Origin of the sequence: Pedobacter caeni, assembly GCF_900129215.1 — a bacterium.
Lineage (GTDB): Bacteria > Bacteroidota > Bacteroidia > Sphingobacteriales > Sphingobacteriaceae > Pedobacter > Pedobacter caeni.
The window spans coordinates 396828-410518 of the sequence record NZ_FQUQ01000002.1 but is presented as its reverse complement, the minus strand read 5'-3'; the positions used below and the strand labels follow the sequence as shown (position 1 = coordinate 410518).

Annotated in this window: 8 protein-coding genes; 5 read left to right on the top strand and 3 right to left on the bottom strand. The window is 42.0% G+C overall.

Going from position 1 to position 13691, the window contains the following annotated elements:
- Positions 1-15: 15 nt before the first annotated feature.
- Positions 16-2487, bottom strand: coding sequence for a glycoside hydrolase family 31 protein (locus tag BUC20_RS09095; protein ID WP_073230168.1), 2472 nt, complete (start codon positions 2485-2487; stop codon positions 16-18).
- Positions 2488-2666: 179 nt separating this feature from the next.
- Positions 2667-5552: a TonB-dependent receptor gene (locus BUC20_RS09090; protein ID WP_073230166.1), complete on the bottom strand. Its 2886-nt coding sequence runs from the start codon at positions 5550-5552 to the stop codon at positions 2667-2669.
- 194 nt (positions 5553-5746) lie between these two features.
- Here BUC20_RS09090 and BUC20_RS09085 point away from each other — a divergent pair, with 194 nt between their 5' ends.
- From BUC20_RS09085 to BUC20_RS09075, 3 genes are read left to right on the top strand one after another with little or no spacing between them, the layout of a single operon-like run.
- Complete coding sequence (locus BUC20_RS09085) at positions 5747-8185, top strand: penicillin acylase family protein (RefSeq protein ID WP_317042772.1); 2439 nt, start codon at positions 5747-5749, stop codon at positions 8183-8185.
- A 4-nt stretch (positions 8186-8189) separates the two neighbouring features.
- Positions 8190-8540 carry a hypothetical protein gene (locus BUC20_RS09080; RefSeq protein ID WP_073230164.1) on the top strand — a complete coding sequence of 117 codons (351 nt, stop codon included), beginning with the start codon at positions 8190-8192 and terminating at the stop codon, positions 8538-8540.
- A gap of 29 nt (positions 8541-8569) precedes the next feature.
- Positions 8570-9553, top strand: coding sequence for a LuxE/PaaK family acyltransferase (locus tag BUC20_RS09075; RefSeq protein ID WP_073230162.1), 984 nt, complete (start codon positions 8570-8572; stop codon positions 9551-9553).
- Positions 9554-9625: 72 nt separating this feature from the next.
- Here the strand turns inward: BUC20_RS09075 and tyrS are convergent, their stop codons facing one another.
- Positions 9626-10912: a tyrosine--tRNA ligase gene (gene tyrS, locus BUC20_RS09070; RefSeq protein ID WP_073230161.1), complete on the bottom strand. Its 1287-nt coding sequence runs from the start codon at positions 10910-10912 to the stop codon at positions 9626-9628.
- 45 nt (positions 10913-10957) lie between these two features.
- Between tyrS and BUC20_RS09065 the strand changes: the two genes are divergently transcribed.
- Together BUC20_RS09065 and ligA are read left to right on the top strand one after the other, a co-directional pair.
- Positions 10958-11659 carry an ACP phosphodiesterase gene (locus BUC20_RS09065; protein ID WP_234994486.1) on the top strand — a complete coding sequence of 234 codons (702 nt, stop codon included), beginning with the start codon at positions 10958-10960 and terminating at the stop codon, positions 11657-11659.
- 19 nt (positions 11660-11678) lie between these two features.
- A complete protein-coding gene (ligA, locus tag BUC20_RS09060) occupies positions 11679-13691 on the top strand; it encodes an NAD-dependent DNA ligase LigA (RefSeq protein ID WP_073230159.1) in 2013 nt (670 codons plus the stop codon).

Here is a 13691-nt window from a genome sequence, read left to right as displayed (position 1 = left end):
TTTTAATTTTTCACATTACTCACCGTATACTTTGATCGTCATAAAATTCTTATTGGATTTAAAACGCAGACAATTGCGTTCATCCATGTGGAAATCCGTTACATCTTTTTCATCTACACTAATCTTGTTCACTTTAAAAGGAAGCCCGATGATGTTATAATTATACAGTTCGTAGTTAGGGGTATAAAGTCCGTCTACGCTCTGCTCAATTGTCAGTCTTTTTTTGTCTCCTTTAACGCTGAATTTCTTTTCAGAATAGATGTCCTGTTCATAAGCAAAGGTATCTCCATGATCCTCATAAAGGAAGGAATTCACTTCGTAGTCAGAATAATAGATATTCAATAATACTTCATCTACATTTTTTTCTCCAACGTATTGCATCACCGGATATTCCGGGATTACTGATCCGGCACGTACAAATAGCGGCATATGATCCAGCGCAGCAGCGATGTTATGCTCACTTTCTCCGTTCAGTACCTCATGTGTCCAGAAGTTATACCATTTTCCTTTAGGAAGGTATACCATACGTGAAGTTGCTCCCTGCTCTAATACCGGACAAACCAGGATTTTATCCCCGAAAGTAAACTCATCCTGACGGAAATGGTTGCTTACATTTTCCTGTTCCAGCATCACTAAAGGTCTGAGGATAGGGAATCCATAACGGTGATGTTCCCAGAAAACAGAGTATAAATAAGGCATCAGACGGTATCTCAATTCGATATAAGTCCTGTTGATACTGGTATAAGGCTCTCCAAAGCTCCATGGTTCTCTTTCAGCAGTATCTCCGGCAGAGTGTGCCCTCATAAAGGGCGAGAAAGTACCCAGCTGAATCCAGCGCGTAAACAATTCTGCATCAGGTTCACCGCTGAAGCCTCCAATATCTGTCCCACAGAACGGAACTCCGGAAACGGACATTCGCTGACATTGGATATTTCCTATTTTCAGGTGTTCCCATGTCGCTACGTTATCACCTGTCCATACACAACCATACCGCTGCATTCCGGAATAACCGGCCCGGGTAATGGTAAAAGGACGTTTATTACGCATCAGCTTTTTCAGGCCGTCGTAAGTGGAGCGCACCATCTGCATCCCATAAACGTTATGCGCTTTACGGTGTGACCCACGATAACCATCAAAATTATGTCTTACATCATTAGGAAACGTTCCCGCACCAAACACGGCAGGCTCATTCATATCATTCCATACACCGGCGACGCCAATATCGACCAACTCTTTATACAAGTTACCCCACCATTCCCTTACTGTAGGATTGGTAAAATCCGGGAACTGGCATCTTCCAGGCCATACATGACCTTCCATGAAATAATCATCACTCCTTCTGCAGAAGTAATTGTTTTCTTTCCCCTCTTTAAATACCCAGTAATTGTCGTCCACTTTAATTCCCGGATCAATCATAACCACGGTTTTAAAACCATCATTGGCCAGTTCCTTGATCATTCTTTTGGGATCAGGGAAATAATTTTTGTTCCAGGTGAAGCAACGGTAGCCATCCATATAGTCGATGTCCAGATAAATGGCATCACAAGGAATATTTCTGGACCTGAAACCATCGGCAATTTCTTTTACCTTCTTTTCAGGATAATAACTCCAGCGGCATTGATGATACCCCAAAGCCCATTTTGGAGGCATAGGGTGAGTACCCGTAAGGGTTTGATATCTTTTCACCACGTCCATCATATGCGGACCATGGATATAATAGTATTGCAATTCTCCGCCATCCGCCCAGAAGCTGGTCTTTTGGTTGTCTTCCTTTCCGAAATCAAAATAAGAACGGAAGGTATTGTCAAAGAAAATCCCGTAAGCGGCCTGTTGGTGTACTCCCAGGTAAAAAGGAATGGTCCGGTATAGCGGATCCTGGTCCCATCCAAATGAATAGGCATCTGTATTCCAGTTCTGGAAATGACGGCCTCTCAGGTTCATGTTACCCGATTTATCTCCCAGACCGAAGAAATTCTCTTCGGGCAAACATTTTTTAGTGGCATACACATAATACCCACCAAACTCTATATTTTCTTCCCAGTGCATCGGCGACTCATCTTCGCTCATCACCATCTGGGTTAACTTTTCTGTGAAAGAGATGTGAAAATCTTCTTTTCTGATTTTACAGGTAATGGTATTGGTGGAAATCGCATAATGGTCTTCCTGCTCTTCCATTTTAAAGGTCGTGACCTTCTGGTCTACTACCGGAACGGCATAAGAGAAATCATCTAAGAAAACACCATGTGGTGCCAGTCTGACCCTGATGATCTCATCGCTCACCACCCTGATTTCTACCCTTGCATCGCCATCAGAAAAGTAAAATTTATTCCCCTCTTTCTTAACCTTTTGCACTGCAGAGAGGTATTTCTTAACAATAGGCTTCAGGTCGGTAACAGGATTATTCAAATGTTGTACTGTCTCTTCAACAATTTCCTGAATTATGCCATCGTTCTTTATTTCTTTCCCGTGTTCGTTTTGTTCTTCCATGAAAATCGTTTAAGTAATAATAGCAGATCAATAGATCGTGTAATCTGTACAACTAAGGTGTTAAAATTTATATGAAAAGCAAAGGATTATTTTGCAGCTTTTCCTCTGGAAGCGATGGTTTTATCCACAAAAAAGCCCCGGTTTGAAGGCCGGGGCTTTTATCGTTTGCAGAGAGATCCCTAAGGATTAAAAGTATAAGACACATAGTACAGTGCCCCTACAGAAGGGTTACCGTATGAGGTGAAATAATATTTGTTCAACACGTTTGATCCTCCGATTTTGATCATCGAGTTTACAGAAGGTACTTTCAGGTTGACCTGTGCATCAAGTGTACTGTATGCAGGTACTTCTCCTGAAGCAAAAGAAGAGTTCCAGTAGAACTTATCCTGCCAGCGCCATGCCACATTGAAACCTACATTTTTGATGATTTCTTTATTTCCTAATCCAAGGTTATAACGGTATTTAGGGGTGTTGAAATCATTGATATAACCTGTAGGAAGATCACCGATCTCATTATAAGATACGTTACCGCTTACATTGAATTTACCCAATAAATAGTCGACTCCTAAAGCAGCACCATAAGCTTTCACCTCTCCGGTTGCGTTCACAGGAACACCGAATTTAGTGAAAGAACCATCATCACCACGCTGATAAACATCTACAGCGGTAATGAAGTTTTTATACATGTTGTAATAAGCATAAGCATCAATCAGAAACTTAGGTCCTAACAATCCTTTGTAACCCACTTCATAAGCCTGAACACTTTCCGGAACTACTCCTTTGGCATCAAAATTATATTGCTGCAACAATCCCGGGTTTGGTGTACCTGCAGAAGCAGAAGCCAGGAAGGCACGGTAGCTGACATCCGTGAATGGCTTATTTGTATAAAGGCTATAATTATTCAGGCTTTGAGGCAAACCACCAATTAACCTTTGTGAACCACCACCAACAGATAAATCTATATATTGATTCTGTGTAGTCGGGTTTCTATATCCTGTCTGATAAGATAAACGGATATTGTTATTAGGAGCAACAGTAAATACACCCGTTACTCTTGGTGTAAAGCGGCCTTCAAAATTTTTGCTTTTATCATAACGTCCGGAAACAGTTAGTTTCAGTACATCATTAAATAATTTCTTACCCAACTGAGCGAAAGCACCATATTCATTGATGTCGATTTTATCATTAAGGTCATTAAAAATTGTACCACCAGACCTTAGCTGAAAGATACGGTAAGAAGCACCGAGTTGGAATTCTACCGCATTGTTCAGGAGATTACTGAAATTGTACATCCCCTCATAATGATATAAATTGGTTTTATCATTGAATTTAGCCCCATAAATACCCTTTTTAAAATCAGTACTGGCAATGGTGGTATTCATGATCTGATCTTTAGCCGCTTCAAATGCTGCAGATCCGGGTACAAATCTTCCCACATCGGCTGCCTTTCTTGCCGCAGCATGTGCCCCTGCTTCATCTAATCCTGCATTACGGGCACCAACAAAATTGGCTACATACTGAGGAAACCAGTCTGTTGATCTCTTAGATTTCTCATTGATATAACTACCCAGAATGGAAGAGATATAGGAGTCTCCGGAACGTTCCTGAGTAGTATATCCTTTTAGGAAGAAATCCCGTCCTTTTAGTTCCAGTTTGTATTGCCCGATACTGAAATTACGCAAAGAATAACGATCCGAACCAGTGTATACAGAAGTTCCTGTTCCCCAGTTGGCCTGAGCGATTGCTTCAATAGTAGGCGTAAAGCGATAGTGCAAAGCACCTGAAGTTTTTAAAGACTGAGTTTTATAATCTACTAAGTTTACTTCTTCATATCCTGTTCTGGAAACACTCTGATCCGGAAGGAGTGCAGGGTTTTTGAAACCCAGGGTAAATGCGCTGAACCGGGGATCTGTAGTTAAAAAATTAGTCAATGCAGGACCTCGCAGTGGGTGGGCCCTGAAATCAGCAATCTGAGCAGCTGTTGGAGGAGCTGTCAAACCTAAAGCTTGCTGAACAAAACCAGATGTACCTGCATTAAGTGCGGCCTGCGCCACATTTTTCATATTCTGACTCACCTCATCACCATAGCTGTTGATTCCATCATAGTTAGGATCAGAACTCCTGTCGCCCGGCTTGGCCTGACGTGCAGCACGGTCAAAATTGCTGAAATTGTTTGCATGCCAGTCTTCCGCCTGCATAAAAGAGAAAGTACCTTTAAATGCGAATTTATTGTTCCATGCTTTTGCTACACGAACATCCAGTTGATTAAATGGCTGGGTTTCGCTGCTATTGTCGTTCACATGGTTGATTCCTCTTTTGTACTGGAAACTTGCACCCTGGTAATCAAAAGGACTTTTTGAAGTGATCAGCATGGTACCGCTAATCCCTCCCGCACCGTATAAAGCAGAAGATGCTCCCGGCAGCAGCTCAACATTGTCTACATCCAGGTCATTTACCCCAACGATGTTACCAACAGAGAAGTTCAGTCCCGGAGCCTGGTTGTCCATCCCATCCACATACTGATTGAACCTCGTGTTTCCATTGGAGTTAAAACCTCTGGTATTGATGGATTTGAACGTTAAACTCTGGGTGCTGATTTCCACCCCTTTCATATTGTTCAATGCATCATAAAAAGAAGGTGCTGCCACCTCTTTAATTGCTGCAGCGCCCATCCGCTCTACAGACACCGGTGATTCCAGGATCTTTTCCGGCGTTCTGGAAGCAGAGATCACCACTTCCTGTCCTAAAAGTGCGGTTTGTTCGAGTTCAACATCCAGATTGGACGTATTGCCCGTAATTTGTTTTTCCACCGAAGTATAACCTAAGTAAGAAATCACCAGTGTAAATGGAGCCTTCTGTGATGTACTAAAGTTATATTTCCCGGCGTTATCAGTAGCCGTGCCTGCAGTAGTGCCTTTAACGGTAATCCCAACACCTGGTATTGGTTCTTTAGTGAGTTTATCGATCACCGACCCACTAATGACGACGTTTTGTGCCTGTGCTACTGCAGCAGTAACAAAGAACAATAAAAACGTGAAGATTGCTTTTGTAAAAGTTTTGCTCATAGGTAACAATTTTATATTTGGTTAATTTTATCTTAAATTTAATACAATTTTTTAATTATCCAAACCGTATTCTGTGGAATATTTAATTGACAAAATCTAATTTTCATTTTAAACGAATTAAGTTTTGTGTTAAATTGCAGAAGCCAAAAAATTAGCAATTAATTGATAAGATAAAGCGTACCTTTAATTCAATTATGATGAATAAAATAAAAGCCCTGATTTGCATTGTAATCCCGATCCTGTTAGCATATGCATTGAATACAAAGTTCGGAAATACTCCCCCCCTGCTCAAATTTCTTAACCCCTTTACCGGGTTCTGGCAAAACGCAGAAAATGCAACGGTGAAAGCACGTAAGAGTCTCGTTTTAAAAGAAACCCTTGAAAACGTGGACATTGCTTTTGACGATCGCATGATCCCACACATCTTCGCACAGAATGACCATGATCTTTATTATGCCCAGGGTTATGTTACCGCCAAACACAGGTTATGGCAAATGGACTTCCAAACCCGTTATGCGGCTGGCCGTTTATCCGAAGTTGTAGGAAAGAAAGCCATTGAAGTAGACCGGTACCAACGGAGAATGGGAATGGTTTACGGAGCAGAGAAATCCTTTGAAGGAATGATGGCTGACCCTAAATCCAAAGAAATGATCCTTGCTTATACTGCCGGAATCAATGCCTATATCCACTCTTTATCCCCTTCAAAATTACCCATTGAATATAAAATATTAGATTTCAAACCCGAAGACTGGACCCCGATCAAATGTGCCTTGTTGTTAAAGCAAATGTCGGCCGTTCTGGCGATGGGTTCTGACGAGTTTTACATGACCAATATCAGAAAGAAATTCGGCACTGAGGTGGTAAAAGACCTGTTCCCGGATTACCCTTTCAAAGAAGACCCGATCATTCCGGTAGGAACGAAATGGGATTTCCAGCCACTTCCTATTCCAACAGCACCGGCTTCTTTCACAGAAATGATGACCGGATCAGTAAAAACCAAACAAAAAGAAGAAGGAATCGGAAGTAACAACTGGGCATTATCCGGCTCAAAGACCCTTTCAGGTTCCCCTATTTTATCCAATGATCCACATCTTGACCTGACCCTGCCTTCGATCTGGTACCAGATCCAACTGCATGCTCCGGGTGTGAATTCCTATGGCGTCTCTCTTCCGGGAGCCCCGGGTATCATTATCGGATTTAACCAGAACATTGCCTGGGGTGTAACCAATGTTGCTGCTGATGTGCTTGACTTCTATCAGATTAAATTCAAAGACAATACCCATAAAAGCTATTGGTACAATAACGAATGGAAGAATACCAGTACGCGTCTGGAAAAAATCCAGATCAGGGGAGATAAAGCAGAAACCGACACCGTTTTTTATACGCATCACGGTCCGGTAGTCTACCTTCAAAAGCCACAAGGCTATGCCAAAGCAGGAAATGTCCCGGTAGGTAACGCCCTTCGCTGGATTGCACATGAAAAGTCAAATGAGCTTAAAACATTCTACCTTTTGAACCGTGGCAAAAACTACGACGATTACCGTAAAGCTTTAACATATTATACTGCCCCGGCACAGAATTTTGTATTCGCTTCTGCTGATAATGACATTGCCATCACCGCTAACGGTAAATTCCCCTTAAAATGGAAAGATCAGGGCAAATTTATACTGGATGGAACAGATCCAAAGAACGACTGGCAGGGATGGATTCCGGCAGCACACAATCCTACTGTAAAAAATCCGCCAAGAGGTTTTGTCAGCTCAGCAAACCAATCCTCAACAGATCCGAGTTACCCTTATTACATCAATTGGGAATTTAGTCCTTATGAACGTGGGAAAAGGATCAACGACCGCCTGACCGCGATGACGAAAGCCACTGCTGACAGCATCCGCATCATGCAAACCGATACCTATAGCATCTTTGCTCAAAACATTCTGCCTGCCATTCTAGGTCTGGTAGACAACAGCAAATTGAACGCAACACAAAAAGAAGCACTCCGGATCACTTCGGAATGGAATAAATATTACGAAGGAACCTCTCTTGCAGCAAGTATTTTTGACCTATGGACCAAAAGGCTGCAATCGAATATTTGGACTGATGAGTTTACAGTAGATTCCGTACCAATGCGTTTCCCTTCCCGCGACCGTTCCCTGCAGCTGGTTTTAAAAGAGCCTAACTCCAAATGGATTGACAACATCAATACCCCTGAAAAAGAAACACTGAGTGACCTGGTCAACGAAGCTTTTAAATATTCATGCGACAGCCTGGAGCGTAAATATGGCGCGATCGGTAAGAAGTGGGAATGGGCCAATGTAAAACATACCAATGTACCCCACCTGGCAAAAATTCCCGGTTTCGGATCAAAAACCCTCATGATTGGTGGTGGCAAAATGACCATCGATGCCCTTAGTGAAAGTAATGGACCTTCCTGGAGAATGGTCATCGAGCTTGGTAAAACTCCTAAAGGACATGGCGTATTTCCAGGCGGACAATCGGGAAATCCCGGCAGCCGTTTCTATGACGACATGATCGATACCTGGGCAAGCGGAAAATTGTATGATCTTTATTTCATGCAATCCCCAAATGACCCTAATGCCAAAATAATTTCTCAATTAAAAATAACCAAAAAATAATAGAATGGTTTTTATAGTCATACTTATCGCTTCCTTTTTACTGCAAATGGTACTGCCCTGGTGGGTGATCGTTGCGATTTCTTTTGCAACCTGCGGATTAATCGGCAAAACGGCAAAAATCTCCCTTTGGTCCCCTTTCTTTGCCATCCTTTTGCTGTGGTTGGGAATGGCCTTATTTAAAAGTATCCCTAACCAGCATCTTCTGGCTTCAAGGGTTGCTGAAATGATCGGTGTAAAGTCCTGGTGGATCATATTGGTCCTGAGCACGCTATTGGGTGCTTTCGTCGCTGCAGTCAGTGGCTTTTGCGGATATCACTTCAGAAAAGCAGTGTTATCTAAAAAAACCAATGATTAAACTAAAACATTCTTGCGTATTTTTGCCGGGTGAAGGATTTAATAAAGCAAATATTTTCTATAAGCAACAACGGGCAGTTTGAGGAAACCTGCCTGAACGTATTCCGGCATCAGGCAGAGCACTGTCGCATTTACAAAGAATATATCTCACATCTCAGGGTTAAACCTGAGGAGATCAGTTCCTCCGTACAGATTCCTTACCTGCCGATCAGTTTTTTCAAAACGCATGAAATACTCAGCAGCAAAGCAGCTCCTGAAATTACATTCAGCAGTTCAGGCACTACAGGGATGATCCAAAGCAGGCACCTGATTACCGATCTGTCTGTTTATGATCAAAGTTTTACCCTTGCTTTTGAGCAGTTTTACGGGAAGATCGAAAACACCTGTTTCCTGGCTCTGCTTCCATCCTATCTGGAAAGGGAGGGTTCTTCCTTAATCTATATGGTGGATGCCCTGATCAGAGACAGCAAACATCCTGATAGCGGATATTTCCTGCACAACCATGAAGAATTACATCAAAAATTAACTCAGCTGAAAGCAATAGGCCAGAAAACCATTTTAATTGGGGTTACCTATGCCTTACTCGATTTCATTGAACAATACCAGATCGATTTTCCGGAACTGGTGGTGATGGAAACCGGTGGAATGAAAGGAAAAAGAAAAGAAATGGTCAGGGAGGAATTGCATCAGCTTTTACAAGATGGCTTTGGGGTGAATGATATTCATAGTGAATATGGCATGACCGAACTCCTTTCCCAGGCTTACTCTAAAGGATCCGGAATTTTTGAATGTCCGCCATGGATGAGAATCCACCTGAGAGATACCAACGACCCGCTGACTCTACTGAGCAAAAACCGCAGCGGAGGCATCAATGTCATCGATCTGGCAAATGTCAATTCCTGTTCTTTTATAGCCACTCAGGACCTTGGAAGGCTATTTCCTGATCACTCCTTTGAAGTATTGGGGCGCTTTGACAATGCTGATATCAGGGGTTGTAATCTCCTGGTTCAATAAGCTCCCTGAAAAAAACCATATTCATAAAAAAATCCCGGCCTGGACCGGGATTTCTGTTTTAATATTTTATGCTTATCTGGCGATCAGCAGGAAGTAGTTTTTCTTTCCTTTCTGAACAATAATGAACTGATCATTCAACAGATGATCTGCAGAGATGAGCTCTGCTGCATCTTTTAATTTCTCCTTATTCACAGACACACCACCACCCTGAATCAATTTCTTCGCTTCTCCTTTAGATGGGAATACCGAAGATTTTTCGGCTAGTAAAGTTGCCGCATCAATTCCTGAATTCAATTCTTCTTTTGAAACCTGGAACTGAGGAATCCCTTCAAAGATCTCCAAAACCTGTGTTTCAGTTAAGGTTTTGAAGAAATCCAGTGAACCATTTCCAAATAAGAATTCTGAAGTTTTGATGGCCGTTTCCAGTGCCTCCAAAGAATGTGTTCTTACAGTAATGTCCTCAGCAAGGGCTTTTTGCAAAATGCGTAAATGAGGTGCTTCATCATGTGCAGTTTCCAGCTTTTCAATTTCTTCTTTAGCTTTTAACGTAAAGATCCTGATCCACTTCTTGGTATCATCATCAGAAGCATTTAACCAAAACTGATAGAACTTATAAGGCGAAGTTTTCTCAGGATCTAACCAAACGGCACCACTTTCAGTTTTGCCAAATTTAGTTCCGTCTGCTTTTTTAATCAATTGAGTGGTAATCGCAAAGGCAGTACCTGCGTCTTTACGTCTGATCAGCTCAGTACCCGTAACGATGTTACCCCACTGATCTGAACCGCCCATTTGAATGAGGCAATTATGGTGTTTCCATAAATAGTAAAAGTCAAAACCCTGAATCAACTGGTAGCAGAACTCCGTAAAAGACAATCCGGAATCACCATCCAAACGTCTTTTTACGCTATCCTTAGCCATCATATAGTTGACGGTAATGTGTTTTCCGACATCCCTGATAAAAGTAAACAGGTTCATGTCTTTAAACCAGTCGTTGTTGTTCACCATGACTGCTCCATTACCGGCATCTTCAAACTTGAGGAATTTAGAAAGTTGTTTCTTCATTCCGGCAAGGTTATGTTCTACCATAGCCTCTGTCTGAAGGTTTCTTTCGTCGGATTTACCGGAAGGATCACCGACCATTCCTGTTGCGCCACCTACCAGAGCATAAGGCTTATGTCCTGCACGTTGAAAATGAATAAGTGTCATGATCTGGGTCAGGTGTCCCACATGCAGTGAATCTGCAGTCGGATCAAAGCCAATATACCCGGATGTCATTCCCTCATTTAATTTTTCTTCAGTACCAGGCATGATATCCTGCAACATGCCTCTCCAGCGTAATTCTTCAACAAAATTGGTCATTATTATATCCTTTTGGCGCAAATATAGGAAAAGCACTGAACAAAAATGGTTACTTTTAAAGCGATGAACTTTCTATCCCACTTCTATTTTGAACGAGACAACTATGATGAAAACATGGTCATCGGTGTCATTTTGCCTGATTTAGTCAAAAATGCACAGAAAGACAGCAACCTGTATCCATTAAAAGAAAAACATCTTTTTGAAGGTGATGCCCTTCAATTATCGCTACTGAAAGGTTGGGAAAGACATCTGGAAGTAGACCGGATTTTCCATTCTTCAGAATTCTTCAAAACACAAACGAATGCCTTGAAACAACTCATTTTGCCGGTATTTGAAAACAGCCCGGTAAAACCATTTTTTCTCGCGCACATCGGATTGGAATTGGTTCTGGACCATTTACTCACCGTAAAGGGAACGGTCAGCATTCCTACATTTTATGAACGCCTGACCCTGGCCGACAAGCCTGCGCTGGATATTTTCTTAAAAAACTGTGGCGTAGCAGACACCAGCGTATTCTTTAAGTTCCTGGACAGTTTCATCTCCAGCAGGTATCTTTTCAGTTATCAAAAGATGGAAAACATCTCCTATGCCCTGAACCGCATCTGTATGCGCTTATGGGAAAACCCGTTTACCGAAGCCCAACTGTCCATGCTTACTGAAAGACTGGAACAATATAAGGAATCCATTGCCCCCGATTACCTGGAGATTTTTGACCGCATAGAAGGTATGCTTCCTCCTTTATTCTGATTTATTCTATATTTGTCTTATGCCACTTATGGAGATAAAAGACAAAATGGAAGCCTTGGTTAAGGAGCTTAACCAACACAGTTATAATTATTATGTTCTGGCAATGCCTACCATTGCAGATTACGAATTTGACAAGAAGTTAGAAGAGCTGGATAAACTGGAAAAAGAACATCCGGAATTTGCTGACCCCGACTCTCCAACCTTAAAAGTCGGAGGTGACATTACCAAAGCCTTTACCACCGTTCAACACCGCTGGCCCATGCTTTCCTTAGGCAATACCTATAATGAGCAGGACCTGCGTGATTTTGATGAACGTGTTAGAAAAACGATCGGAGAGCAGTTTCAATACGTTTGTGAGCTAAAATTTGATGGTCTGTCCATCAGTCTGACTTATGAGGATGCTAAACTGGTAAGAGCCGTTACCCGTGGCGATGGCAGCAAGGGCGATGATGTGACCACCAATATTAAAACCATCCGTAACATTCCTCATAAATTAAAAAACGCAGATGTCCCTCCTCTTTTTGAAATCAGAGGAGAGATATTCATGCACCGTGCAGCCTTTGACCGCCTCAATAAGGAACGCGAAGAGCTTGGAGAGGTACAATATGCCAATCCGAGAAATTTTGCCGCAGGGACCGTTAAAATGCAGGATTCAAAAGAAGTGTCTAAACGTCCGCTGGATTGTTTCCTTTATTCTTTGAATACAGATAAAAACTATTTCAAAACACATTGGGAAAGCTTGGAAAACCTTAAAGAATGGGGTTTCAACGTTTGTGAACATACCAAACTCAGCAACAATATGGATGAGGTTCTCGCCTTTATTCAATATTGGGAGGAAGCACGTTTTAAGTTATCTTATGAGATAGACGGGATTGTAATTAAAGTCAACAGTTATGCGCAGCAACAGGAATTGGGCTTTACCTCCAAATCTCCCCGCTGGGCCATCTCTTATAAATATAAGGCTCAGGAAGTAGAAACGATTCTGGAAAAGGTAACATACCAGGTAGGACGTACCGGTGCAGTTACCCCTGTTGCCAACCTGAAGCCGGTTCAGCTGGCCGGGACAACGGTAAAAAGGGCTACTTTACACAATGCCAATGAAATCGAAAGACTGGACCTTCATGAGGGCGATAGTGTATTTGTAGAGAAAGGCGGAGAAATTATTCCTAAGATCATCAATGTTAACCTGGACAAACGTAAACCCGGAGCGGTCAAAGTAAACTATCCGACGCTTTGTCCGGAGTGTAGTACGGGACTGATCAGAAAAGAAGGAGAAGTTGCTTTCTATTGCCCGAATGATGAAGCTTGTCCGCCACAGATTGTTGGAAAAATGCAGCATTTTATCAGTCGCAAGGCGATGAACATCGACGGACTGGGAGATGAGACTATCGAAACGTTTTATCAGCGGGACCTGGTTGCCCATATCAGCGACCTTTACACCTTACATGAAAAGTCCGATCAGTTGAAAACCCTGGAGCGCTTTGGGGAACGTTCCATTGAAAACATGCTCAAAGGAATAGAGCTATCCAAACAAATGCCTTTCGAAAAAGTACTTTTTGGACTTGGAATAAGGTATGTTGGTGAAACTGTAGCCCGAAAACTAGCCGTTGGAACGAAAAATATCGACAAACTGACCAGCGCAAGCCTGGAAGAGCTGGTAGCTATTGATGAAATTGGCCAGAGAATCGCAGAAAGCATCATTGAATACTTCGGAAAACCAGAACATTTACAACAAATTGAGCTATTAAAAGCTTATGGCCTGCAATTCGAAGTGGTAGAAAAAGAAATTACACTGGAAAGTGACAAATTAACTGGAAAAACATTTGTAATTTCGGGAGTTTTTGAGAATTACAGTAGAGAAGAGCTCAAAGAAATGATAGAAAACAATGGGGGCAAGATACTAAGTGGTATTTCTGCAAAGCTGAATTACCTTGTGGCAGGTGATAACATGGGTCCTTCTAAATTAGAGAAGGCAAACAAGCTAAATGTCCCCCTGATTTCTGTAGACGACCTATTAGAGTTATTGAAGTAA

Excerpts from the sequence above, each read along its gene's own strand:
- BUC20_RS09095 (WP_073230168.1), bottom strand. The coding sequence starts at position 2,487 with ATGGAAGAACAAAACGAACACGGGAAAGAAATAAAGAACGATGGCATA.
- tyrS (WP_073230161.1), bottom strand. The coding sequence starts at position 10,912 with ATGACCAATTTTGTTGAAGAATTACGCTGGAGAGGCATGTTGCAGGAT.
- BUC20_RS09065 (WP_234994486.1), top strand. The coding sequence starts at position 10,958 with ATGGTTACTTTTAAAGCGATGAACTTTCTATCCCACTTCTATTTTGAA.
- BUC20_RS09090 (WP_073230166.1), bottom strand. The coding sequence starts at position 5,552 with ATGAGCAAAACTTTTACAAAAGCAATCTTCACGTTTTTATTGTTCTTT.
- BUC20_RS09085 (WP_317042772.1), top strand. The coding sequence starts at position 5,747 with ATGATGAATAAAATAAAAGCCCTGATTTGCATTGTAATCCCGATCCTG.
- ligA (WP_073230159.1), top strand. The coding sequence starts at position 11,679 with ATGCCACTTATGGAGATAAAAGACAAAATGGAAGCCTTGGTTAAGGAG.
- BUC20_RS09080 (WP_073230164.1), top strand. The coding sequence starts at position 8,190 with ATGGTTTTTATAGTCATACTTATCGCTTCCTTTTTACTGCAAATGGTA.